Origin of the sequence: Nonomuraea terrae, from assembly GCF_004348995.1 — a bacterium.
In the GTDB taxonomy this organism is placed as follows: Bacteria; Actinomycetota; Actinomycetes; order Streptosporangiales; family Streptosporangiaceae; genus Nonomuraea; species Nonomuraea terrae.
This window is the reverse complement of sequence record NZ_SMKQ01000138.1, coordinates 1-24,374: the sequence shown is the minus strand read 5'-3', so window position 1 is coordinate 24,374 and position 24,374 is coordinate 1. Positions and strand designations below refer to the sequence as shown.

Below are 24,374 nucleotides of genomic sequence, written 5' to 3'. Positions count from 1 at the left end.
TGTGTCCCCTCGTACGGGGGACACACGCCTCGCGGGGGAACCGGTCAGGCGGCGTACTGCGGGTAGCCGTAGCCGACGACCTGCGACTTCGGCCGGACGCGCTCCTCGACCTTGCCGTTGCCGGTGTTGCCCTCGACCGTGGAGATCGTGCCGTCGCCGTTGTCCTTCACGACGAAGCCGACGTGGTTGATGTCGTCGAGGTCCTTGCTGCCGCTCCAGGAGAAGAAGACCACGGCGCCGGGCTGCACCTTGGTGCCCCAGCGGTCGTTCTTCTCGAACCACTTGGCGTAGGTGACGGTGTAGGCGTCCCAGCCGATGGCCGGACGGGCGCCGGAGTGCTCACCGACCCAGGACACGAACATCGCGCACCACGGGGCGTTCAGGTAAGCGGCGCGGTTGCCGCCGTCACGGTTGATGGTCTCGGCCGCGCGCTGCGAGGCGGCGTACCACTTCTGGTACGGCGTGCCGCCGCCGGCGGAGTTCTCGGAGGTGCCGACCTGGGACCTGGCCAGGTCGAGGACCTGCTGGGCGGTGACGCTGACCTTGGTCTCTTCGGACTTCTTCCCGGCCGGCTTCTGGGCGTTGTCCGGGTGGTTGGCGGTGACGGCCGCGGTGGCGGTCTTGACCGGCGTCGTCGTGGCTTCGGCGTTCGCTACGGCGGTGCCGCCGAGGACCGTGGCGAGGACGGACGTGCCCAGAGCGGCACGGGCGATGTTCTTCTTCGAGGCAGCGAGAATACGGTGCTTGGCCATCGAGCGGGTTTACTCCTTGCTTCCATGCCGCTTACCGGGTTAGCTGACGGGCTCGGGCGTGGAAGCTGCCCTACGGCACCGAAGTGCCGATTCGCCCCGAAAGGACTTGGGTCCCCGGTTCCGCCCGAAGGCGGATTCAGCGGTCACAGGACGATCCTGTGATGTGTCGTGCGATGGTCGGACAACGCCGGACAAACCGGACGTTCGCCGCAAGATGCCCCATAAAGTAATACATGGGGCAAGAGGATTACAACTCCATAAAGGCCCAGTCAGGCGAAAAGCCTTCGGGCGTCGGCCCGAACCCCCGGTATGGCAAGGGATTCGTCAAGGCGCAAGATCGGCAAATCGATCGGGCCTTGGGCCTGCGGCGACGCGGATGAGGCACTCACGAGAGCGCCGGGATGTCCCGCGTCCGGCCATGACAACCAGGCTCGCGCCGGGGTAATTCCCCGGCAACGAGATTTCCACGAGACCGTGTGCGCCACGGGGGCAGTGCAACACCCCGGTCGGCTCAGCCTCATGGAGTGCCCGTCAGGCGAGCTGCCTGCGGGCGTCGGCCAGAAGCCCCAGCATGGCCAGGGATTCGTCAAGGGGCATGATCGAGGATTCGGTCCTGCCCTCGGCCGCTGCGGCGCGGACCTCGCGCAGCTCTCCGGCGTAACCGTTGTCCGCCGGATCGAGCACGTGCTCCTCCGGCTCCATGTCGGGGCCGGAGAGGACGATCCGCTGTGGCGCCCAGAAGGGCGCCGGGATGTCCGCCCGCATCTGCGTACCTACAACACAGGCCTGGTTGGGGTAATTCCCGAGCAACGAGGTGGCCACGAGGGCGTGTCTGCCGCCGGGGTAGAGCAATACGCCGGCCGCCTCCGCGTCAACCCCGCTGGGCGCGAGGGATCCGGTGACGTGCAGCCCCGTGGGCATGCCCATGAGCAGCTGGGCCAGCCCGAAGGGGTAGATCCCGAGGTCGAGCAGGGCGCCGCCGCCCAGCTCCGGCGCCCACAGCCGGTGCGCGGGGTCGTACGGCAGCGAGAACCCGAAGCTGGCCTGCACCGAGCGGATGTCGCCGAAGCGCGGGTCGGCGGCCAGGCGCTGGACGAGGGGGTTGAACCTCATCCACATGGCCTCCATCAGGAACACGCCCGCCTCGCGGGCCAGGCGCACCATCTTCTCGGCGTCGTCGAGGTCGGCGGCCAGGGGCTTCTCGCAGAGCACGGCCTTGCCCGCCGCGATCGCGGCCTCGGCCACCTGCAGGTGCTGGGCGTGGGGAGTCGCCACATAGACCGCGTCCACGTTCGGGTCGGCGCACAGCTGCTCGTAGGAGCCGTACGCCGACTCCGCCCCCAGCTCGGCGGCCAGGACCTGGGCCCGGCCGAGGTCGCGGGAGCCGACGGCGGCCACCCGCATCCCCGGCTCCGCCACGATGGCCGCGCCCACGGTGCGGGCGATGCCGCCGGTCGCCGCAATTCCCCACGTGAAGTCTCGCACGCGGCAAATCGTACACCGAGGTAAAAATCAGGTCATGTTGAAGGTGTTGGGGTCGGCTCCGAGGCGCTGACCGCGGTTCATCGCGCTGATGGCGGCCATGTCCTCCTGATCGAGGACGAAGTCGAAGACGCCGATGTTCTCCTTGATCCGGGCGGGGGTCACGGACTTGGGGATGACGACGTGGCCCATCTGCAGGTGCCAGCGGATCACGATCTGCCCGGGGGTCCTGCCGCACTTGCGCGACAGCAGTTCCAGCGCCGGGTCCTCCAGCAGGCCGCGGCCCGAGCCGAGGGGGCTCCAGGCCTCCGTCAGGATGCCGTTGGCCTCGTGGAAGGCTCGCATCTCGCGCTGCTGGAAGTACGGGTGGAGCTCGATCTGGTTGATGGACGGGGTGATGTCGGTCTCGTTCATGAGCCGGGTGAGGGCCTCGATCGTGAAGTTGGAGGTCCCGATGGCCTTGGCGCGCCCGTCACGGTAGATCTTCTCCAGGGCACGCCAGGCCTGGACGTACTTGTCCTGGGCCGGCACCGGCCAGTGGATGAGGAAGAGATCGACGTAGTCGAGGCCCAGCCGTTCCAGGCTCTCGTCGAAGGCCGCCTCGGCGCGGTCGTGGTCGGAGTTCCACAGCTTCGTGGTGACGAACACCTTCTCGCGCGGCCGTTCGCTCTCGCGTACCGCGCGCCCGACGCCCTCCTCGTTGCCGTAGGCGGCAGCGGTGTCGACATGCCGGTAGCCGGCCCGCAGGGCGAGGCCGACGGCCTGCTCGGCCTCGTCGGCGGGGACCTGCCAGACGCCGTAGCCGAGCTGCGGGATCTGGACGCCGTCGGTGTTCAGCAGCAGCGAATTCATACCCTCCATTGTTCATGTCGCGTTTCTGACCGCTTAAGGCGGTGGGGCTAGCTTGAAGCGGTCGTGAACGGGCCATCGACTGGAGGGCAGGAGTGGTCGAACAGGCGTCGGCCTGGGTGGAGTCCCCGCTCCAGATGCTGTGCGCCGTCGAGGCCCACCATGCCGGGCTGCTCGGCCCTGCGACGGCCATCGTGCCGCGCGCGGGGCTGCGGGCCCTGAAGGCCACGCGGCGTGAGCTGCGCCGCCTCGGGCTGCCCGAGGGGCTGGTGCTGAGCGAGCCGCGCGAGCGTATGCCCCGGCGTGTGCAGGCCGTGGGCGACGCCTTCTCCGGCCGCGTCCAGCTGCGCTGGCTGCTGTCCAGGCCCGGCCGCGTCGTCATCGTGGACGACGGGCTGGCCACGCTGCGGCTGCTGGAACTGATCGCGGACGGCCCGTACCGACCGCTGCTGCGCGCCCGCGCAGAGGCGGGCCGCCTGCGCGCCGCGCTGGGTCTGGCCGCCGCGCTGCGGCTGCGTGCGAGCAGGGTGTCGGTCTTCACCGCCCTGCCGGTGGAGGCCGAGCTGGAGGCGGCCGTCCGCCGGGCCGGCGTCGAGCTCGTCCGGCACGACTTCGCCTGGCTGCGCGCCCAGCCGCTGAGCGCCGAGGGGCCCGCCGAGCGCACGGTCGTGCTCGGCACCTCGCTCGTCCGCAACGGTCTGGTGCACCGCGACCATTACCTGCGCTGGCTGACCGACCTGGCCGCGCGCGAGCCGCTGGCGTACTTCCCGCACCGCCGTGAGGACCCCGTGGACGTCGCGCTGATCCGGGAGCGTCCCGGCATCACCGTCCACGACGCCGGCGCGCCCGCCGAGCTGACGCTGCGCGGCCTCGACGCCGGGCAGCGGGTGCTCAGCCTGCCCTCGACCGCGATCACCTCGCTGCGGGTGCTGCTCAGCCCGCGCGGTGTCGCCGTCGAACCCGTGGACGTTCCCGATGACTGGTGGACCAGCAGGGCGGCCCCCGCCCTGCGATCGCATTTGACTGGAGTGTCTGGGTGAGAGTGCTGGCGGTCGCCGACTCCGACTCGTACTTGAAGTGGGCGGCCTGCCTGCTCGGTGACCTGCCCCCGGGCTGCGTGACGGAGCTGGCCGTGGTGCGCACGCCGATCGCCCCCTCGGGGGAGCAGATCGCCGCCGCCGTGCAGGGGCGCCCGGCGCCGCCCGTGTTGTCGGCCCGTTCCGTGCGGCGGCTGGCCGAGCGGACCAGGCCCGACGTGATCCTCGTGGCCTGCACGGGCCCCGTCGTGGACATCCTGGTGGCCGACGTGCTGGCCGGCCTGCGGCCGCGACCGGTGTTCGTCAGCGGGCTGCCGGGCATCTCGGTGCCGGCGACGGAGAAGGCGTGGTTGTTCCGCAGCGGCTGCGACCTGTTCGTGGTGCACAGCGAGCGCGAGGTGGCGGAGTTCTCCGAGATCGCCGCCCGGCTCGGCGGGGGAGGGGCGGTGGGCCTGGCCCGGCTGCCGTTCCTGCGCCCCGCGGGGCCAGCCTTCGAGGCGCCGGCGCGCGGCGGGGACCGGGTGGTGTTCGCCACCCAGGCCAAGGTGCCGCGCCCGCGCGAGCAGCGCGAGAGCATCCTGCGCGTGCTCGCCGAGCTGGCCGCCGCCCGCCCCGACCTCGACGTCGTGGTCAAGCTCCGCGCCCTGGAGGACGAGCGCCAGACGCACAAGGAACGTTTCCACTACCAGCGGTTGTGGCGGGAGATGGGCGAGCCGGGCCGGGTGGAGTTCGCCACCGGGTCGATGCACGACCAGCTCACGCGGGCGGCCGGGTTCGTCACGGTCAGCTCCACGGCCGCGCTGGAGGCGATCGCGCTCGGCGTGCCGACGCTGGTGCTCAGCGACTTCGGCGTCGACGCCGAGATGATCAACCTGGTGTTCGAGGACAGCGGCCTGCTCGGCACGCTCGACGACCTGGCCGCCGGGAGGTTCCACACCGCCTCGCCGGCGTGGTGCGCCGCCAACTACTTCCACCCCGCCGAGCGCAGTGACTGGACGGGGCTGCTGACCGGCCTGGTGATCTCCCACTCGCGCACGCCGGCCAGGTCGCTGCTCGACGGGCCCGAGCACGCGGCCGCGCGGCGCAGGGCCCGGCTCCGGGTGGAGGTCCCGCCGAAGATGCTGCGGGTGGGATACCGGGCCAAGCGCCGCGTGCGCCGCTACCTCAAAGCGCTGACCTGAGCTTCCTGCCGATCCGGGTGAGCGCGCCGGGCTTGGGCTTCTGCTCGGCCCTGGCCGCCGGGACGGCGAAGCCGAGCGCCTCAAGGCGCTTGCGCTTGAAGTAGCGCGGATCGAACGCGATCTCCGCCGGCCGCAGGTCCGGATAGGCGTCGGCCTGCATGCAGTAGCCGACCGCGCGCACCAGCGCGGGCAGGTCGACGGCCGGCGGCCGGTCGATGTGCCCCTCGTCCGACAGCCGGGGCAGCAGCGCGTCGACGATCGTGACCGGGATCCGGTTGCTGTTCTCGTACGGCGTCAGCCGCTCCAGCACCAGTTCGGTGCCGTACGAGGCCACCGGCAGCCCGAAACAGCGCTGGGCCGTCACCAGCGCGGTCGAGAAGCAGCCGGTGACCAGCTCGGGCCGCAGCGCGGCGAAGCACACCTCGGCCGGCACGCTCTCCCCGGCCACCGCCAGCCGCACCCCGATCCGGTCGGCCGCGGCCCGCATGAGCTGGGCGTGCCGGCGCCCGGCGGCCGGGTGCGGTTTGAAGACGACGCTGGTGTAGCCGCGGGCGGCCAGCGCCGCGAGCATGGTGTCGTGCAGCCCGGCCTCCTCCTCCGGCGTCACGATGTCGAGCGCCGACAGGTATTGACCGAGAATGAGCGCCTGCCCGGCCAGCATGTCGGGGGCGGTCGCGGTGACCTCGTCCACGACCGCCAGGAACCGTTCGGCGGGCAGCACCTCGGGGGCGACGCCGTACTCGCTGAGCAGCAGCGGCGTGAGGTCCGGCACGAGGTCGAGGTGGATGAGCCGTTCTATGCGTCGGAAGATCTCGGCCGGCAGCGGGTCGCGGGTGGGGCCGTAGCTCATCAGCCCGTCGGAGTAGACCGAGATCGGGCAGTCACGCACCAGCCCCGCGATCGTGCGGGCCGGCGCCACCGCGATCGACTCCAGCACCAGCTCCTCGACGTCCTCCAGCCCCCACACCGCGCGCAGCAGCCGCTCCATCATCGGCACCTCGATGACGCGGGCCCGCCAGTCCGACGGGTGCAGCGGCGCGATGAGCTCGTTCCAGGAGCGCACCTCGTCGAAGCGCGAGCGCAGCACGGCGAAGCCGGGGGTCTGCTCCAGCGGCGTCGCCACCTCGGGGACGGCCGCGTTGTTCGACACGATCAGCACGCGGCGGCCGTCGCCGAACCGGCCGTCGTCGATGGCGGCAGCCAGCGACATCACCCCGAACAGCGTCGAGGCGTAGAAGACCTTCATTTACGTCTCCTCCCGGTCCCGGCGGACCCGGACGTGCGGGCTGGGGGGCAGGTCGGGCAGCACAGGCCGCAGCGCGGCCGCACGTTCCGCGGACATCCGCGCGACCGAGCCGGCCACCAGCTCCACCGGCAGCGCGCGCAGCATCTGCGCGCCGCGCTCCTCGAAGCGGGCGCGCAGCTCCGGCGTGAACCGGTCGCCGAGCTCCAGGTGGTGGCCGAGCAGCGCGCAGAAGTTCCGCACCGCCTTGGGCAGGAAGCGCGGGTCCACGTCCTTGAAGACCAGCTCGAAGGCGTCGAAGAAGTGCAGCTGGCGTTCGTCGCCCACCTGGGTGAGCGACCCCGCCACCATCCGCCGGTAGAACACCCCGGCCAGCGACACCACCGCGAACGAGGCCGCCTCCTGGTGCAGCCGCCAGATCCACGGCCGGTCCTCCGCCGTGTGCAGCGAGCCGGGGAAACGCAGCAGGTCGCCGAGCGAACGCCGGTAGATCCCCGCCCAGGCGTACGGGTAGTCCACCATGGTCCGCACGTCGGCGGGCAGGATGGCGTCGCGGGGGTCGAGCACCGCGCCCCGCCGCGCCGCCGGCGCGCGGTGCACGACCCGCTTACGGCCCTCGACCTGCACGTGGTCGGCGCGGACGAAGTCGCAGCCGAGCCCGTCGATGGCCTCGACGAGCTGTGTCAGGTAACCGGGGGCGAGCCAGTCGTCGCCGTCCATGAACGTGACGTACCGGCCTGTCGCGGCCGACAGGCCCGTGTTGCGCGCGTCCGCCAGCCCCACGGGGGAGGGGTTGCGCACCACGGTCAGGCCGGGCAGCTCACCGGCGAAGTCCGCGATGACCTCGCCGGTGCCGTCCACGGACCCGTCGTCCACGACGATGAACTCGAAGTCGTGCCGGGCGTTGCGGCACAGCGAGGTGAGCGCGTCGGCGATGTACCGCTCGCCGTCCCGCACCGGTACGACGACCGAGAGGGTGGTCAAAGTGAATGTCTCCAGGGGTTACGGACTTGTCTAGACGGTCACCCGGCGAAGGCGGGCCTTCGGAGCCTCCTCGCCGGGGAAGACGCGCTTGACGCCGTCGCCCATGGCCTGCTCGATGATGCGGATGTCGCGTACCAGGTGTTCCAGGCCGGACGGCTCCAGCGAGGCGGCGTGGTCGGAGCCCCACATCGTGCGGTCGAGGGTGATGTGCCGCTCCACGCAGACCGCGCCGAGCGTGACGGCGGCCAGCGAGATCTGCAGGCCGCGCTCGTGCCCGGAGTAGCCGACCGGGACGCCGTAGCGCTCCTTGAGCGTGGTGATCGTGCGCAGGTTGGCCTCCTCGGGAGGCAGCGGGTACGTCGACGTCGCGTGCATCATGATCAGCTTGTCGGTGCCGAGGATCTCGACCGCCTGGTCGATCTCCGACAGCGTGGACATGCCGGTCGACAGGATGATCGGCTTGCCGGTGGCGGCCAGGGCGCGCAGCATCTCGTGGTCGGCGATGCTGGCCGAGGCCACCTTGTGCACCAGCACGTCCATCTCCTCCAGGAACTCCACGGAGGGGACGTCCCACGGCGAGGCGAACCAGTGCAGCCCACGCTCGTCGCAGTATTTCGCGATCTGCCGGTACTCGTCGCGGCCGAACTCGGTGCGCTCCTTGTACTCCAGGTACGTCATCTCGCCCCACGGCGTCTGACGGATCTGGCCCTTCTGCTCCTCGGGCACGCAGATGGCGGGGGTGCGCTTCTGGAACTTGACCGCCTGGCAGCCGGCGTCGGCGGCCACGTCGATGAGGCGCCGGGCGATGTCGAGGTCGCCGTTGTGGTTGATGCCGATCTCGCCGATGACGTACACCGGCTCGCCGTCGCCGACCAGCACGTCGCCGATCGGCACCGGCGCGAAGCGGGGGCGGGCGCGGACCGGCGCCACCGGGGCGACCGGCGTCGCGGCCGTCTCCGGCCGGGCGGCCAGCACGCGGTCGCCCAGCTCGCGCACCGCGCCGGACCCGCCGGGCCTGGTCAGCACCACGCGGGCCGCGGCGCGCGCCTTCGGGTGGGCGTCGGGCGTGGCGACCGGCCAGCCGACCTCGGCCATCGCGCCCAGGTCGTTGACGTCGTTGCCGACGTAGGCGACGCGGGCCGGGTCGAGGCCCTCGATCCGCAGCCACTCGCGCAGCGCGGTGCGCTTGTCGGACAGGCCCTGCAGCACCGGCACACCGAGCTTGAGCGCGCGGGCGGCCACCACCGGGTTCTGCTCGGTCGACATGACCAGCACCTTCACCCCGGAGCGCTTCAGCAGCGAGACGCCCATCCCGTCGGAGCGGCTGACCAGCACCATCTCGCGGCCGTCGGAGTCGACGTAGGCGCGGTCGTCGGTGTGCACACCGTCGAAGTCGGTGACGACGGCGTCCACGTCGATCGGCTCGGGCTGGTCGACGAACGGGGCCAGCGCGCGCACCAGTTCGAGGTCCTCCGGCCGGTCGATCTCGATGGCGTGCTGCGGCGGCACCGGCTGCACGGCGATCGTGCCGAAGAAGCGGCGGCCGTGCTCGCGCAGGCCGGAGGTGCGCATGACGTAGAAGGCGCCGTTCTCGCGGAACTGCGGGTCGAGCTCCTGGCGGCGCTTCCTGACGGCCGGGTCGTGGTTGACGCCGGCGCCGGCGGCCGTCCACAGGAACTCGTGCGTGGGCAGCCCGGACACGACCGAGTCGGCCTCGCCGTCCAGCACCTTGCGCACCGCGGCCGACAGGGTCGCGGGGTCGATGAACGCGCTCGTGGCCTGCACCAGCACGACCACCTCGGGGTCGGCGCCGAGCGCGTCGAGCGCGTGCAGCACGGCCGACTCGCTGGAGGCGGTGGGGCCGCTGAGCTCCTCGGGACGCTCGACGACGGTGGCGCCGGCCTGCTCGGCGGTCTCGGCGATCCCGGCGTGGTCGGTGCTCACCACGACCTCGTCGACCAGCTCGGCGCGCAGGCAGGCGCGCACCGCCCTGGTGACCAGCGGGACGCCCCCGACCAGGGCGAGGTTCTTCAGGGGTACGCCCGCCGAACCTCCGCGGGCGGGAACTACGGCCAGGACTCGCACGGTGTTCTTCTCCTCAGTGCATCGGACAGCACCCAGAAGCTAGATGGCTGGATTGAACGGCCAGCGTCACCGTCATTAACTTTCCATGGGGATCCGGTAGAGCAACTCTGGCCGGCCCACGCCGCCGTACCTCGGGACGCGTACCGCCATCCCCAGCTCCACCAGGTATTCCAGGTAGCGGCGGGCCGTCACCCTGGACACCCCGACCATGTCGGCCACGCCCTGCGCCGCCATCCCGTGCGGGTGCTCGCGCAGCCGCGCGGCGACCGCGTCGAGGGTGTCGCGCGACATGCCTTTGGGCAGCTCGGAGCTGCCGCGCAGGGTGCCGAGCACCCGGTCCACGTCGCCCTGCCCGACCGCGAGGCCCGCCTCCTCCTTGAACCGGGCGTAACGCTGCAGCTTCTCGGCCAGTGTCGCGTACGTGAACGGCTTGAGCAGGTACTGCGAGACGCCCAGCGACACCGCCGAGCGCACCATGGCCAGGTCGCGCGCGGAGGTGACGGCGATGACGTCGCACATGAGCCCGCCCGCCCGCACCGCCCGGCACACCTCCAGGCCGTGCATGTCGGGCAGGTTGAGGTCGAGCAGGATCAGGTCGACCGGCCGGCGGCGCAGGAAGCGCAGCGCCTCCCCGCCGGACCTGACCACCCCGGCGACCTCGAAGCCGGGCACCCGTTCCACGTAGATGCGGTTGGCCTCGGCGGTGATCTCCTCGTCCTCCACCACCAGCACACTGATCTTCTCAGGGATCATCGCGCCGGCTCCGGAACGGGCAACCGCACGGTGAACACGGAGCCGGTCACCTCTATGGTGCCGCCGAGCCGCCGCACCGCCTGCCCGACGAGCGCCAGGCCCAGCCCGTGGCCGTCGCCCTTGGTCGTCCAGCCCTTCTCGAACGCCGCCGGGTCCGTCAGGCCCGGCCCGTCGTCGGCCACCCGGATCACCACGCCGTGCTCGTCGCCGCTCAGGTGCACCTCCACGCGGCCGGCCGCGTCGATCGCGTTGTCGATCAGGTTGCCCACGATGGTGACCAGCTCGCGCGGGTCGAGGCCGAGGTCGTCGAGCTCGCTGTCCTCGCTGATCAGCAGCTCGCCGCCGCGCTCGGCCGCCTCGGCGCTCTTGCCCAGCAGCAGCGCGGCCAGCACCGGTTCGCGTACCGAGCCCACCACGCGGTCGGTCAGCTCCTGGGCGGCCCGCAGCTCGGCCGTGCCCAGCGCGACCGCCTGCTCGGTGCGGCCCAGCTCCACGAGCGTGATGACGGTGTGCAGCCGGTTGGCCGCCTCGTGCGCGGCCGAGCGCAACGACTCGGCGAAGCCGCGCTCTGCGTCGAGCTGGCCGGTCAGCGCCTGCAGCTCGGTGTGGTCGCGTACGGTGACCACCGTGCCGAGCCGGCTCGGCGCGGTGCTGACCGCCAGCACCCGGTCGCCGACCAGATGCACCTGCTCCTCCTCGCCGCTCAGCACCACCTCGCCCAGCGGGGCCAGGCCCAGCTCGGACACGTGGCGGCCCTCGGCGTCGGCGGGCAGGGCGAGCAGCTGCCGGGCCGCGTCGTTGCACAGCGTCAGCCGGCCGTCCCCGCCGACCAGCAGCAGGCCCTCGCGGACGGCATGCAGCACCGCGTCGTGGTGGTCGTGGATGCGGCCCAGCTCGACCGGCCCGAGCCCGTGCGTCTGGCGGCGCAGCCGTACGGTGACCAGCCACGTGCCGGCCGCGCCCAGGGCCAGTGCGAGCGCCACGATGAGCCCGCCCCAGGCGAGCTGGTCGCGCAGCCGGGCGCTGATCCGGTCGATCGTGATGCCGGCGCTGACCAGTGCCCGCACCCGGCCGTCCGCCACGACGGGGGTGACCGAGCGCTTGGAGGGGCCGAGCGTGCCGGTGTAGGTCTCGGTGAACGTCTCGCCGGCCAGCGCCCGCCCGGTGTGCCCGAGGAACCGGCGGCCGATCTCGGCCGGGTTCGGGTGGGTGTAGCGGGTGCCGTCGGTCCGCATGATCGTGATGAAGTCGACGCCCGTGGCCAGGCGCACCCCTTCGGCGTACGGCTGCAGGCGCGCGCTCGGGTCGCGGTCGTCGAGGGCGTCGGCCACGTCGGGCGAGGCCGCCACGCTGACGGCCACGGCCCTCGCCGTGGCGCCCGCCTCCTCGGTCAGCAACTCGTGGGCCTGCACCAGCGCCAGCACCGCGCCGCCCGTCGCCGTGACGGCGACCACGAGCAGCTGCAGCACCAGCATCTGGCCCGCCAGACTCCAGCGCCGCATCTGGGGACCTCTCCGTGAACGAAACTTACGCAATGGTGACCTGCATCACTCGTGAGGCGCATAGTCGCACATCAGAAGGTCCCTCCAAAACCTGCTGAAAGACAGTGCCATGCGTGATCGCACCCGATATCTCTACCTGGCCGTCATCGTGGCGGTCCTGCTCGGCATCATGGTCGGCTTCCTCTGGCCGGACGTCGGCACGGCCCTCAAGCCGCTGGGCACCGGCTTCGTCGCGCTGATCCAGATGGTGATCGGCCCGATCATCTTCTGCACCATCGTGCTCGGCGTCGGCTCGGTGCGCCAGGCCGCCAAGGTCGGCAAGGTCGGGGGGCTCGCCCTCGGCTACTTCATCGTCATGTCCACGGTAGCGCTGATCATCGGCCTGCTCGTCGGCAACCTCATCGACCCCGGGGCGGGGCTGCAGCTGACCGACAGCGCCCGGCAGGCCGCGGAGACGGCCGCGGCCGAGGGCGGGGAGGCCAGCACGGTCGACTTCCTGCTCGGCATCATCCCCAAGACGCTGGTGTCCTCCCTCACCGAGGGTTCGGTGCTGCAGGCGCTGCTCGTGGCGCTGCTGGCCGGGTTCGCGCTGCAGGCCATGGGGCCGAAGGGCGAGCCCATCCTGCGCGGCATCGAGCACCTGCAGCGGCTCGTGTTCCGCATCCTCGCCATGATCATGTGGGCGGCCCCGGTGGGCGCGTTCGGCGCGATGGCGGCGGTCGTGGGCGCCACCGGCATCGAGGCGCTCAAGAGCCTGGCCATCATCATGATCGCCTTCTACGTGACGTGCGTGCTGTTCGTCGGCGTGGTGCTGGGCACGATCCTGTGGGTGGTCGCCCGGATCAACCTGTGGTCGCTGCTGCGCTACCTGGGCCGCGAGTTCCTGCTCATCCTGTCCACCTCGTCGTCGGAGACGGCGCTGCCGCGGCTCATCGCCAAGATGGAGCACCTGGGCGTGAGCAAGGCGGTGGCCGGCATCACGGTGCCGACCGGGTACTCGTTCAACCTCGACGGCACGGCGATCTACCTGACCATGGCCACGTTGTTCATCGCCACGGCCACCGGGTCGCCGCTGGAGTTCGGGGAGCAGCTCGCGCTGCTGCTCTTCATGATGATCGCCTCCAAGGGCGCGGCGGGCGTGACAGGCGCGGGCCTGGCCACACTGGCCGGCGGCCTGCAGGCGCACCGGCCCGAGCTGGTCGACGGCGTCGGGCTCATCGTGGGCATCGACCGGTTCATGTCCGAGGCCCGCGCGCTGACGAACTTCGCCGGCAACGCCGTGGCCGCGGTTCTCGTGGGCACCTGGACCGGCGAGTTCGACCGGGAGCGCGCCGGGCAGGTGCTGGCCGGGCAGGCGCCGTTCGACGAGGCCACGCTGCTCGACGACGACGAGCCGGAGCGGCGCGAGCCGGCCAAGGAGATGACGCCCGCCTGAGCGGAGCGGCGCCTTCACGGCGGGGCCGGGGTCTCCCGGCCCCGCCGTCCCGTCGAGCGGGGTGTTCAGGAGGCGGTTCAGGAGGCGGTTCAGGAGGCTTCGTCCGGTGGGGCTGTGGGGAGGCGCAGGACGAAGCGGGCGCCGCCCTTGCAGTCCTCCACGCAGATGTGGCCGCGGTGCGCCTGGGCAACGTCGCGGGCGATGGCCAGGCCCAGCCCGGTGCCGCCGACGTCGCGGCTGCGGGCGGCGTCCAGGCGGGTGAAACGCTCGAAGATGCGCTCACGGTCCTCCACCGCGATCTCCACGCCGTCGTTCTCCACCGCGAGCACCGCCTGGCCGCCCTGTCTGCCGACCGTGACCCGGACCGTGTGCTCGGCGTGCCGCTGGGCGTTGTCCAGCAGGTTCGTCAGGACGCGGGCCAGCTGGAGCCGTACGCCGTTGACCACCACGCCCTGGTCCAGGTCCACCCGCACCGGCAGCTTGTCGTTCCTGACCTTCAGCTCCGCCCGGACGAGACCGGCCAGGTCGATGCGCTCCCTGGCCGCGTCCACCCGCGAGCCGATCCTGGCCAGCAGCAGCAGGTCCGTGATGATCGCCTCCAGCCGGTCGGTGTCGCGCAGCGCGCTGTCCACCAGCTTCTGCAGGTCGGTGTCCTCCGGGTAGAGCTGGGCGCTCTCCAGCTGGGCGCGCAGCCCGGCGATCGGCGTGCGCAGCTCGTGGGAGGCGTCGGAGGCGAAGCGGCGCTGCTGCTCGGCTGAGCGTTCGAGCCGCTCCAGCGTGCCGTTGACGGACCGGGCGAGCTGGGCCACCTCGTCGTCGCCCGGCGGCTGGGTGACGCGGCGGCTCAGGTCGCCGGCGTGCACGGCGTCGAGCTCGCCGCCCATGATCCGCACCGGCCGGAGCGCGCGGCCGGTGATCAGCCACGTGGCCCAGCCGGCCAGCGCGATGAGGACGGCGATCTCGGCGTACACGACGACGTCGACGACCCGGGTGGCGAGCATCTCGGGCGTCCCGCGGCCGGCGTAGACGATGGGGGAGTCGGCGTTCATGGAGACCCGGACCGCGGTCAGGTGGACGCACTCGGTGGGCAGGCAGTTGGTGGTGTTGACCACGCGGTGGCGAGCCCCTGGACGTACGTCGCTGAGCGGCGGCAGGTTCCTGGCCGCGTCGCTGGTCGCGAGGATCCGGCCGTCTGGCGCGACGACCTGGATCAGGTCGACGGACGGGTGCGGCACCGGGATGGACGAGCCCAGGGGGAGCGCGCCGCCCCGCATCTCGAAGGCGACGCGTTCCGCGGTGTCACGGGTCTCGCTGTAGACGCCCGCCGTGACCAGGGCCCGGGACACGGCGATGCCGCCGACGCCCACGGGGATGAGCACGAGGGCGGCGACGGCCGTCGCGATGAGGGTGACGCGGACACGCAGGGACCGGACCCACCGGGGTGCCACCCCCCGAGGTTACCGAGCGTAATTGCAGGTATTTGTCCGGTAAAGGAAAAGTTTCGGCCAATCGTCAGCGTTGTACCCAGACGGCGGTGTCTGGGGGAATTGCCCCATCGGCGGCCAGTGGCCCGCTGGCCAGCAGCACCTCGCCGGGCACGCTGACGGGTTCCTCGCCCGTGTTGAGCACGACGACCAGCCCCGGATCGCGCTCGATCATCAGCACGTCCCTGGGGGAGTCGAGCCACTTCAGCGTGCCGCCGCCGAGCGCCGGGTGCCTCTTGCGCAGCCGCAGCGCGGCCCGGTAGAGGTTCAGCGTGGAATCGGGGTCGTCCTGCTGGGCCTCGGCCGACAGCGACGCCCACGCGGGCGGGATCGGCAGCCACGGGTCGCGCCAGCCGAGGTCGCCGGAGGACGTCCACGGGATCGGCACCCGGCAGCCGTCACGGCTCTCGCCGCGGCGCTTGAACGCCGGGTCCTGGCGCAGTTCGTCGGGCAGGTCGAGCACCTCGGGCAGGCCCAGCTCCTCGCCGTTGTAGAGGTAGGCCGAGCCGGGCAGCGCCAGCATCAGCAGGGTGGCCGCCCTCGCCCTGGCCAGGCCGCCGTGGCGGGTGACGTGGCGGGGCTTGTCGTGGTTGGACAGCACCCACGTGGTGGGCGCGCCGACCAGCTCGGCCTCCTTCAGCGACTTCTCGATGACCGTACGGAACGACTTGGCGTGGAAGTCGGCCATCATGAACTCGAAGTTGAACGCCTGGTGCAGCTCGTCCGGGCCGACGTAACGGGCCAGCCGCTCGGGCGAGGAGACCCACGCCTCGGCCACCGCCATGCGCCCGCCCGGGTAGGAGTCGAGGATCGGCCGCCACTCGCGGTAGATGTCGTGCACGCCGTCCTGGTCGAAGTACGGCACGATCTCGTCGCCCAGCATCTCGGCCTGCGGGCCCTCCTTCACGCCCACGTCGGGCAGCCCGTCGGCCTTGATCATGCCGTGTGCCACGTCGATCCGGAACCCGTCGACGCCCCGGTCCAGCCAGAAGCGCAGGACGTCGCGGAACTCGGCGCGCACCTCCGGGTTCTCCCAGTTGAGGTCGGGCTGCTCGGGGGCGAACAGGTGGAGGTACCACTGCCCGTCGGCGACCTGCGTCCACGCCGGGCCGCCGAAGATCGACTCCCAGTCGTTGGGCTTGTCGCGGAAGACGTACCGGTCGCGGCGCTCGCCTCGCAAGGCCTGCTGGAACCACGGATGCTGGTCGGAGGAGTGGTTCGGCACCAGGTCGACGATGACCCTGATGCCCTTGCCGTGGGCCTCGGCGACGAGCGCGTCGAAGTCGGCGAGCGTGCCGAAGATCGGGTCGACGTCGCGGTAGTCGGCCACGTCGTAGCCGCCGTCGGCCATCGGGGAGGTGTAGAAGGGGCTCAGCCAGACGGCGTCGACGCCCAGGTCGGCGAGATGGCCCAGCCGCTCGCGCACGCCCTCCAGATCCCCCATGCCGTCGCCGTCGGCGTCGGCGAAGCTGCGAGGGTACACCTGGTACACGACGGCGTCGCGCCACCAGTCGTCGTTGCCGAGCATGGTTGTCCTTCCCCCGGATGACCCGAGTTGTCGGGTGATGGTCTGGTGCAGGATCGCGCCTTCTCCGGCGAACGGTCAAGCGCAAGTTGCGGAAAGTTGCAGGCAGAGGGTACATGGTCTCGGGCGAAGGCCGTCTTGGCGTTGGCTTTGCCGAGCTCTGCCACGGGCTTGACGGCGGCGTCATGTCACATGCCGGAGCTTCGCCGAGTGTGTGGCGCGTCACATGACGATCACGCTACGGTGGCGACTGCCGCAATTCCGTTCCGATTCAACTAGATAGTGGTGTGCTCGCATGAGGTTGCTGTCCGTGGCCCTGGTCGCTTCGCTTCTTCCTGCCGTCCCGTCAGCGACCCAGGCGCAGACGCACGCCAGGGCGGGCACGACCTACTACGTCGACTCCCGGGCCGGAGACGACGCGGCGGCCGGTACGAGCGCCGACACCGCGTGGAAGACCCTCGCCCCCGTCAACGCCGCCGACCTGAAGCCGGGTGACACGGTCGCGTTCAAGCGGGGCAGCGGCTTCACCGGCCCGCTCACCCTGGAGGCGAGCGGCACCGCCGCCCAGCCCATCGTGATCAAGCCGTACGGCACCGGCCCGCTGGCGAGGATCAGCGGCAAGGACGACGACTGCGTGATCGTCAAGGGCGACCACTGGCGCGTCAGCGGGCTGCGCGCCTCGGGTTGCCGCTGGGCCGGGTTCCGGCTCGACGGCGACCAGAACGAACTGTCCGGTGTGCACGCCGACCGCAACATCGCCGGTGTCCACGTCGCCTACTCCGGCTCGCGCAACACCGTCCGCGACAGCGTCCTGGCCGACAACAACCGGATGAGCGTCAACGACGCGGGCGGCGACGACGACTCCGGCGCGTTCGGCGTGCTGCTCAACGGCGACGACAACGTGGTGAGCGGCAACACCATCACCGGCAGCTTCGCCAAGAGCAAGGACTACGGCGCCGACGGCGCGGCGGTCGAGGTCTACAACGGCGACCGCAACCTCATCACCCACAACGTCGCCAGGAACAACGAGACCTTCACCGAGCTCGGCGCGAAGAAGGGCAAGACCGCCTCCGGCAACGTCTTCGCCTTCAACGTCGTCACCTCGACGCGCAGCCGCGGCTCCTTCCTCATCACCCGCGGCCCGCGCCACATCGTCGGCCCGGTCAACGGCACGGTCGCCGTGCACAACTCGGTCTACCTGCCGGCCCGCGACACCATCGGCTGGTCCTGCCATGACGGCTGCGCGCCGTCGATCCTCAAGCTGCGCAACAACGTCATCGTGGTCGGCGGCGAGGCCGGCTGGGAGGACGGCAAGGGCGCCGACGAGGCCGGCAGCGTGTACAAGAGCCGCAGGGCGAGGTTCGCGCTCGGGCCGAAGTCCGTCATGGCCGACCCGCGCTTCTTCGCCCCGAACGATCTGCGCGTGCGCCCGGGCTCCCCGGCGCTCGGCCGCGGCGTGGCCCTCACCCACTCCTGGTACGGCGGCAAGGCCTTCGCCAAGGACGCCTCCGGCAGGCCGCTGGCCGGCGCCCCGGACGCGGGGGCGTTCCAGCACTGAGCATCTAGAGTGAACGGCGTGCTGGAAGAAGACCTTCGCAGGCCGCTGGTGCGGCAGCTCGCCGAGTCCGACGCGCCCCGCCACTACTGGCATCTGGGCGGCGGCAACGGCCGGGCCTGGCTGTTCGAGAGCGTCGAGGGTGACGGCGAGCACTGGGCGGTCCGGCAGGTCGAGATCGGCCCCGGCCCGGACGGCCGGGTCGCTCACCGCTACTGGTGGCGCCACCTGTACGACGAGCACGGCTTCCTCACCGACCAGCCGCTGGAGATCTGGGAGCTGGGCGAGGTCACCGCGGAGGCGTTCGAGGCCGTCTGGGAAGCCGCCGGCTGAACTGTCGAATCCGGGACACCCCGTTCGACGCGTACGTGACAGGCACCATCACCACGCGTGGAAGGAGCACAGGTGGACTGGAAGCTCGAAGTCGTTCCGATTCCGGTGGCCGATGTGGACAAGGCGAAGCGTTTCTACAGCGAGCAGCTCGGGTTCGTGGTCGACCACGACACCCGGACCGGCGACGACGTGCGCATCGTGCAGCTCACCCCGCCGGGGTCGGCCTGCTCGATCGTCATCGGCGCCCCCACCGGCACCGAGCCCGGAGCCGTGCGGGGGCTGCAGATCGTGGTGCCCGACGTCGACGCCGCGCGGGCCGAGCTGGCCGGGCGCGGCGTCGAGGTCAGCGCCGTCAAGCACTACGCCGAGGACGGCACCCTGGCCGAGGGCAGGGGCGGCCGGTGGAACTCGTTCGTGTTCTTCAACGACCTCGACGGCAATGGCTGGGTCCTGCAGGAACGCCCCGCCGATGAGTGACGGATGACCTGCGGAAACTCCAACCTCCCTTTATCGACAAACCCGACTTAACACTGCATCCTGGGATATAAGCGCAGCATGTGCGACATATCCGTGGAACGTGCTTGAAATCTTTCCACGGCACTGTGAGAGCCTCTGGAAAGGGGGCGTGCAATGCTGCTGCGACTGAGGGTGTCGCTGCCGGACCGGCCTGGAGGACTCGGCCAGGTCGCCAAGTCGTTGGGTGCTCTGGGAGCGGACATCCTCCAGGTCACCGTCCTCGAACGCGAGGCGGGACGGGCCGTGGACGACTTCACCGTCTCCTGGCCGGGGCGGATGACCCCCGCGCAGGCGCGCGAACGGTTGTCGGCCATGCCCGGCGTGCGGATCGAGGGAGTGTGGCCGACGAAGGACGTGCCCGGCTCAGCGCCCGACTACGACCTGCTCATGCACGTGGTCGCCGAGCCGTCGCGCGGTTTCGCCACCCTGGTGGACGCGCTGCCGGGGCTGTGCGGGGCGGAGTGGTCGGTGGCGGTGGCCGACGGCGCCGTACGGCATGCCTCCCTGGCGGCGCCGCCGGAGTTCGAGCCGCCCGACGCGCCGCCGCGGGCCATCAGCATGGAAGGCAAGGAACACCGGCTGATGCTGCTGCCCGTGCTGACGGCCGGGCTGCACGTGGTCGTGGCGCGCGCGGAGGGACCGGTGTTCCACCGCGCCGAGGTGGAACGCGCCGCCCGCATCGTGGACGTCGTCTCCAAACTGGCAGCCCGCACCTGATCCTTTTTCGTCACACAGCCGATTGACCCGGAAAACAGCTGATTACTAACGTGGGGAATCTGACCGTGTGAACAGGAGCAGCCGGTGACCGTCCACGAACCAGGTCTGGGGCGTTACTACGAGGACTTCGTGGTCGGCGACGTCTACCAGCACCCGCTGGGACGCACGATCAGCGAGGCGGACAACACCTGGTTCACGCTCCTGACCATGAACACGAACCAGAACCACTTCAACGCCCACTTCGCCGCCAAGGCGCCCACCGGCAAGATCATCGTGAACTCCGGGCTCACCGTGGCCGTCGTGCTCGGCCTGTCGGTCATCGACATCAGCCAGACGGCGATCATGAACCTGGGGTGGGAGGAGATCAAACTCACCCACCCCGTGTTCATCGGCGACACCGTCTACGCCGAGTCGAAGGTGACCACCAAGCGGGACTCGAAGTCACGCCCGTACGCCGGCATCGTCGGCTTCCGCACGCGCGGGCTCAACCAGGACGGCGACGAGATCATGTCGTGGACGCGAACCGTCATGGTGTACAAACGCGACGCGCCCCACGACAAGGGATATTTCCCGCAGGCCAAGACGGGCCCGCTGTGAGGATTCGAGGCATATGGACTTCGAGCTGACCGACGAGCAGAAGGCGTTCCGCGAGACGCTGCGCACGTTCGTGGACAAGGAGATCGTGCCGGTGGCGACCGAGTGGGAGCACTCCGGCCGCTATCCAGCCGAGATCGTCGAGAAGATGAAGCAGATGGGGCTGTTCGGCCTGTCCGTGCCCGAGGAGTACGGCGGGCTGGAGGCGGACATGGTGACGTTCGCGCTGGTCTTCGAGGAGATCGCGCGGGGCTGGATGGGCGTGGCCGGCACGATCGGCTCCCACTCGCTGGCCTGCTGGATGATCGCCCGCCACGGCACCGACGAGCAGAAGCGCCGCCACCTGCCCGACCTGGCCACCGGCGCCCGCCGTACGGCCATCGCGCTGACCGAGCCGGGAGCCGGCACCGACCTGCAGGGCATCCAGACCCGCGCCGTGCGCGACGGCGACCACTACGTCGTCACCGGCACCAAGACCTGGATCACCAACGCCCGCCACGCCGACCCGCTGCCCGTGCTGGTCAAGACCTCCGTCGAGCAGCCGGCGCACCGCGGCATGTCGGTGCTGCTGGTCGACCCGGCCTCACCCGGCTTCGGCATCAGCCGCGACCTGCCCAAGCTCGGCTACAAGGGCACCGAGACGTGCGAGGTCGTGCTCGACGAGGTGCGCGTGCCGGTCTCGGCGCTGCTCGGCGGTGTCGAGGGGCGCGGCATGCAGCAGGTGCTCGGCGGGCTGGAGATGGGCCGCGTCAACATCGCCGCCCGCGCCGTCGGCGTCGCCCAGGCCGCCTACGACGCCGCGCTGGCGTACTCGCGGGAGCGCACGGCGTTCGGCCAGCCCATCTCCGACTTCCAGGCCGTCCAGCTCAAGCTCGCCGACATGGCCACCGAGATCCAGGCCGCGCGGCTGCTCACGTACTGGGCCGCCTCCCAGGCCGACGGCGGCAGGCGGGTGGACATGGAGGCCGGCATGGCGAAGTACTTCGCCTCGGAGGTGGCGCTGAAGGCGTCCCTGGAGTCGATGCGCATCCACGGCGGCTACGGCTACTCGCAGGAGTTCGTGGTCGAGCGGCTCTACCGCGACGCGCCGCTGATGGCGATCGGCGAGGGCACCAACGACGTCCAGCGCATGGTCATCGCCCGCGCCCTGATCTCCGGCAAGGGCAAGGTCGGCTGGTGACGATCCGGGCACGGCCGGCCGGCCGTGCCCGGATCGCCGTGCCCGGATCGTGTCAGCGCACGCTGTAGGCGCGTGCATGGTCTGGGTGACGGTGTTGCCCGCGGCGTCGGTGGCCTCCACCCGCAGGCTGGCCGTCGCCCTGCCGCCGGGCCCGACGGCCCCGCGGGCGCCGACCACCACGCCTCCCTCTCCACGCACCGCGCCTCCTGAGACGCGGTGCCCGAAGTGCGCCTCCCGCGGCATCTGTCCATACGAAAACGGGGTAGGTTGAGGCGGGTGTCCATCGCCGCCCCGCAGTCCGTCATGTCCGCTCCCAGGCTCGCCTGGCTGGACGCGTTGCGCGGCATCGGGGCACTGGCCGTCGTGGTCGAGCACATCCTGCCCTGGTACCTGCCCAGCCTGCGGTTCTACTGGTTCAACCCGGGCGTCTACGGCATCCTGGTCTTCTTCCTGGTCAGCGGCTACATCATCCCGGCCTCGCTGGAACGCCACGGCGACGTGCGCGCGTTCTGGATCAGCCGGTTCTTCCGCCTCTACCCCCTCTACCTTGCCGTCATCGCGCTGGTGCTGGCCCTGGCCTGGTGGGTGCCGGTGCGCGAGGCCGTGCCGCGCGACGGCAGCGCGGTGGCCGCGCACGCGACCATGCTGCTCGACGTCGTCAGCGTCGGCGGCGTCGCCGACACCATGTGGACGCTGTCGTACGAGATGGTCTTCTACCTCGTGGTGACCGCGCTGTTCCTGACGAGGGGACATCAGCGCAGCGGCACGCTGGCGATGGCGTTCGCCGGCGGGGCCGTGGTGGTCGGGCTGCTCGCGCCGGGCGCCGTGCTCGGCGGCAGCTGGACGGCGTACGCGTCGTGCGCCGTCTTCGTGGTGGGCCTGACCTGCGTGGTGGGGGGAAAGTTCCGTACGGCCGCCGCGGTCGTGCTCGGCCTCATGGCGGTGACGCTGCTGGTGCTGAGCAGCCGCGTGCCGTGGCTCGGGGTGGCGGTGCTCGCCGTGATGTTCGCGGGCACGGCGATCTACCGGTGGGAGCGCGGCGACGCCGGGCTGTGGCCGGTGGCGGTCACCGCGGCGCTGGTCGGCATCACGCCGGTGTGGGCCGTCATGAGCGGCTGGTGGTGGGTCCAGACCGGTGTGTGGCTGACCACGATCGCGCTGGCCGGGGCCACGTTCGCGGGCACGATGGCGCTGCGGGGGCGGCGGCTGCCCAAGGTGGCCGTGTGGCTCGGCCTGATCAGCTACTCGCTCTACCTGGTGCACCACCCGGTGCTGAAGTACGTCGTGGAGGTCACCGGTGACCTCCGGGCGCGGGAGCTGCCGTACCAACTGGCCGTGACGGCGGTGGCGCTGGTCGCGGTCGTGGCGCTCAGCGCGCTGGCCTACCGCTACGTCGAGAAGCCCATGCAGGCTCTCGGCCGCCGCGTCTCACGCCAGAGCCGGCTCCAGAGCGCGGGCGAGGCCCGGGTGGTGCCCGAGCACCCGGGCGACGACCGGGTCCTCGGCCATGAGGAAGGCCAGGTGCCTGACCGCGTGCGCGACAACGTTGGCGACTGAGATCTGCCCGGGCGACGGCGTCGCGGGCGCCTCGCCCCGGACGATCTCCAGCACCGGCACCTCCGTCGCGGGCAGCCACGGCGCGGGATCGGGGCAGACCGCGTAGGTCAGCACGATCGTGCCGCCCGGCTGGTGACGCCAGCTCGTGGAGTGGACGACCGTGTCGCCGTCGCCCGCCGCGACGCCGGCCAGCCTGCGGGCCGTCGCGTCGGGGCTCTCACCGCGCGGCGGCGTGGCGCGGGCCTGCCGGTACGACCAGCGACCGTCGGCATCGACCCGTAGCATGAGCGTCTCGACCGAGACCACGTGTCCTCCCGTCACCGCCAACAACTTACTGCCAATGATGTGCAGGTGCGTCCATCAAGCATATGTCTCCCGCTCTTGAACGCCGGGGGCCGTCCGGGGTGTAGTCGATGGCGTGGGAGAGAGGGGGCCGACGGCCATGGCCGGTTTGCTGGTGCTGATGGGGTCGGGGGAGACGAGCCCGACGATGGTCGAGATCCACCGCGCCGCCGCGCGGACGCTGCGTCCGGGGGCACGGGCCGTGCTGCTCGACACGCCCTACGCCTTCCAGGAGAACCACGCCGACATCTCGGCCCGCGCCCACCGCTATTTCGCGCGCAGCGTCGGCCTCGACGTCGAGGTCGCCGCGGGCATCACGGGTGCCGACTGGGTGTTCTCCGGCCCCGGCAGCCCCACGTACGCGCTGGAGCGGTGGACCGGCTCAGGAGTGGCCGGCGACCTGCGCGCCCGGATCAGGGCGCGGGAGGGCGTGACCGTGCTGGCCTCGGCGGCGGCCTGCACGGCCGGCCTGGCCACGGTGCCCGTCTACGAGATCTACAAGGTGGGCGCAGAACCGCACTGGCGCGAAGGGCTCGGCCTGCTGGAGCCGCTCGGGTTGCGGGCCGTGCTGATCCCCCACTTCGACAACGCCGAGGGCGGCACCCACGACACCCGCTTCTGCTACCTCGGCGAGCGCCGCCTGTCCCGGATGGAGCGCGAGCTGCCGCCCGGCACGGCCGTGCTCGGCCTCGACGAGCACACCGCCCTGGTCATCGACCTGGAGAGCGAGTCGGTGCGGGTGGCGGGCCGCGGCGGGCTGACCGTACGCCGGCCCGGCTCCCAGGCGTTCCTGCCGGCCGGCACCGACACCGACCTCGCCGGGTTGCGCCGCCTGGCGGAGGGCGCGGCCGACGCCCCCGCGCCGCCCCCGCCCTCGCCCGACCGGCGGGAGGCTCCCACCGAGGCCACCCTGGAGGAGTCGATCCGCACGTGCGAGGGGTTGTTCCGGGCGGCGGCGGCCCGGCCCGAGCCGGTGGCCGCCGCGCAGGCGGTGCTCGACCTCGAGACCGAGATCGTCAAATGGGCCGCCGACACCGAGGAGGACTCCGGCGGGGTCGAGCAGGCCCGCGAGGTGCTGCGGCTGCTGATCGCCCGCCTCGGCGAGCTGGCCTCGGCCGAGACCCGCCGTTCCCGGAGCCTGCCGCGCCTGGTGGAGGCGCTGCTCGCGCTCCGCGGCGAGCTGCGCGCGCAGGGCCGCTACGACGTGGCCGACGCGCTGCGCGCCGCCCTGTCGCGCGGCGGCATCACGATCGAGGACACCCCCGGCG

Annotated in this window: 20 protein-coding genes, 1 pseudogene and 1 riboswitch; of the genes and pseudogenes, 11 read left to right on the top strand and 10 right to left on the bottom strand. The window is 71.5% G+C overall.

The window, feature by feature from the left end; translation table 11 throughout:
- Positions 1-44 precede the first annotated feature (44 nt).
- The 3 genes from E1286_RS32180 to E1286_RS32170 form a co-directional block, all read right to left on the bottom strand.
- Positions 45-752, bottom strand: a complete 708-nt coding sequence (locus E1286_RS32180; protein ID WP_132618458.1) for a C40 family peptidase — start codon at positions 750-752, stop codon at positions 45-47.
- A gap of 13 nt (positions 753-765) precedes the next feature.
- Positions 766-904: riboswitch (cyclic di-AMP (ydaO/yuaA leader) on the bottom strand.
- Between the two features lie 379 nt (positions 905-1,283).
- A complete protein-coding gene (locus tag E1286_RS32175; RefSeq protein WP_223190610.1) occupies positions 1,284-2,237 on the bottom strand; it encodes a Gfo/Idh/MocA family protein in 954 nt (317 codons plus the stop codon).
- 27 nt (positions 2,238-2,264) lie between these two features.
- Positions 2,265-3,086, bottom strand: coding sequence for an aldo/keto reductase (locus tag E1286_RS32170; protein WP_132618454.1), 822 nt, complete (start codon positions 3,084-3,086; stop codon positions 2,265-2,267).
- 92 nt (positions 3,087-3,178) lie between these two features.
- On the opposite strand from E1286_RS32170, the gene E1286_RS32165 reads away from it, so the two are divergent.
- Positions 3,179-4,123 (top strand): hypothetical protein, encoded by a 945-nt coding sequence (locus E1286_RS32165; protein ID WP_132618452.1) that lies wholly within the window; start codon positions 3,179-3,181, stop codon positions 4,121-4,123.
- Complete coding sequence (locus E1286_RS32160) at positions 4,120-5,301, top strand: DUF6716 putative glycosyltransferase (protein ID WP_132618450.1); 1,182 nt, start codon at positions 4,120-4,122, stop codon at positions 5,299-5,301. Before E1286_RS32165 ends, E1286_RS32160 begins: the two co-directional genes overlap by 4 nt.
- On the opposite strand, the gene E1286_RS32155 is transcribed toward E1286_RS32160, so the two are convergent.
- From E1286_RS32155 to E1286_RS32135, 5 genes are all read right to left on the bottom strand, one after another.
- Positions 5,285-6,547 (bottom strand): polysialyltransferase family glycosyltransferase, encoded by a 1,263-nt coding sequence (locus E1286_RS32155; protein WP_132618448.1) that lies wholly within the window; start codon positions 6,545-6,547, stop codon positions 5,285-5,287. The two genes, E1286_RS32160 and E1286_RS32155, sit on opposite strands and share 17 nt — an antisense overlap.
- Positions 6,548-7,528 (bottom strand): glycosyltransferase family 2 protein, encoded by a 981-nt coding sequence (locus tag E1286_RS32150; protein WP_132618446.1) that lies wholly within the window; start codon positions 7,526-7,528, stop codon positions 6,548-6,550. It lies immediately after the preceding gene.
- Positions 7,529-7,558: 30 nt separating this feature from the next.
- Positions 7,559-9,613, bottom strand: a complete 2,055-nt coding sequence (locus tag E1286_RS32145) for an N-acetylneuraminate synthase family protein (protein ID WP_132618444.1) — start codon at positions 9,611-9,613, stop codon at positions 7,559-7,561.
- Between the two features lie 75 nt (positions 9,614-9,688).
- Entirely contained in the window at positions 9,689-10,366 is a 678-nt protein-coding gene (locus tag E1286_RS32140) for a response regulator (protein WP_132618442.1), read from the bottom strand.
- Positions 10,363-11,868: a sensor histidine kinase gene (locus E1286_RS32135; RefSeq protein WP_132618440.1), complete on the bottom strand. Its 1,506-nt coding sequence runs from the start codon at positions 11,866-11,868 to the stop codon at positions 10,363-10,365. The genes E1286_RS32140 and E1286_RS32135 overlap by 4 nt, the downstream gene beginning before the upstream one ends.
- Before the next feature lie 109 nt (positions 11,869-11,977).
- Between E1286_RS32135 and E1286_RS32130 the strand changes: the two genes are divergently transcribed.
- Positions 11,978-13,303, top strand: a complete 1,326-nt coding sequence (locus E1286_RS32130; protein WP_132618438.1) for a cation:dicarboxylate symporter family transporter — start codon at positions 11,978-11,980, stop codon at positions 13,301-13,303.
- 89 nt (positions 13,304-13,392) lie between these two features.
- Here E1286_RS32130 and E1286_RS32125 read toward each other — a convergent pair whose 3' ends face one another.
- Together E1286_RS32125 and E1286_RS32120 are read right to left on the bottom strand one after the other, a co-directional pair.
- On the bottom strand, positions 13,393-14,751 hold the full coding sequence (locus tag E1286_RS32125) for a sensor histidine kinase (protein ID WP_132618436.1): 1,359 nt from the start codon (positions 14,749-14,751) through the stop codon (positions 13,393-13,395).
- A 64-nt stretch (positions 14,752-14,815) separates the two neighbouring features.
- Positions 14,816-16,315 (bottom strand): glycoside hydrolase family 13 protein, encoded by a 1,500-nt coding sequence (locus tag E1286_RS32120; RefSeq protein WP_132618434.1) that lies wholly within the window; start codon positions 16,313-16,315, stop codon positions 14,816-14,818.
- 292 nt (positions 16,316-16,607) lie between these two features.
- Here E1286_RS32120 and E1286_RS32115 point away from each other — a divergent pair, with 292 nt between their 5' ends.
- The 8 genes and pseudogenes from E1286_RS32115 to E1286_RS32080 all read left to right on the top strand — a co-directional run.
- A complete protein-coding gene (locus E1286_RS32115; protein ID WP_246075406.1) occupies positions 16,608-17,870 on the top strand; it encodes a NosD domain-containing protein in 1,263 nt (420 codons plus the stop codon).
- 18 nt (positions 17,871-17,888) lie between these two features.
- Positions 17,889-18,200 (top strand): hypothetical protein, encoded by a 312-nt coding sequence (locus E1286_RS32110; RefSeq protein ID WP_132618432.1) that lies wholly within the window; start codon positions 17,889-17,891, stop codon positions 18,198-18,200.
- Between the two features lie 72 nt (positions 18,201-18,272).
- Positions 18,273-18,677: a VOC family protein gene (locus E1286_RS32105; RefSeq protein WP_132618430.1), complete on the top strand. Its 405-nt coding sequence runs from the start codon at positions 18,273-18,275 to the stop codon at positions 18,675-18,677.
- A 153-nt stretch (positions 18,678-18,830) separates the two neighbouring features.
- Complete coding sequence (locus E1286_RS32100; protein ID WP_132618428.1) at positions 18,831-19,433, top strand: ACT domain-containing protein; 603 nt, start codon at positions 18,831-18,833, stop codon at positions 19,431-19,433.
- Positions 19,434-19,517: 84 nt separating this feature from the next.
- Complete coding sequence (locus tag E1286_RS32095; protein ID WP_132618426.1) at positions 19,518-20,030, top strand: MaoC family dehydratase; 513 nt, start codon at positions 19,518-19,520, stop codon at positions 20,028-20,030.
- A 13-nt stretch (positions 20,031-20,043) separates the two neighbouring features.
- Positions 20,044-21,207 carry an acyl-CoA dehydrogenase family protein gene (locus E1286_RS32090; protein WP_132618424.1) on the top strand — a complete coding sequence of 388 codons (1,164 nt, stop codon included), beginning with the start codon at positions 20,044-20,046 and terminating at the stop codon, positions 21,205-21,207.
- A 276-nt stretch (positions 21,208-21,483) separates the two neighbouring features.
- The gene (locus E1286_RS32085; RefSeq protein WP_246075405.1) at positions 21,484-22,764 is read left to right on the top strand and encodes an acyltransferase family protein; all 1,281 of its coding nucleotides are present in this window, start codon (positions 21,484-21,486) and stop codon (positions 22,762-22,764) included.
- Between the two features lie 442 nt (positions 22,765-23,206).
- Positions 23,207-24,374, top strand: a pseudogene (locus tag E1286_RS32080) (hypothetical protein); the annotation flags it as partial.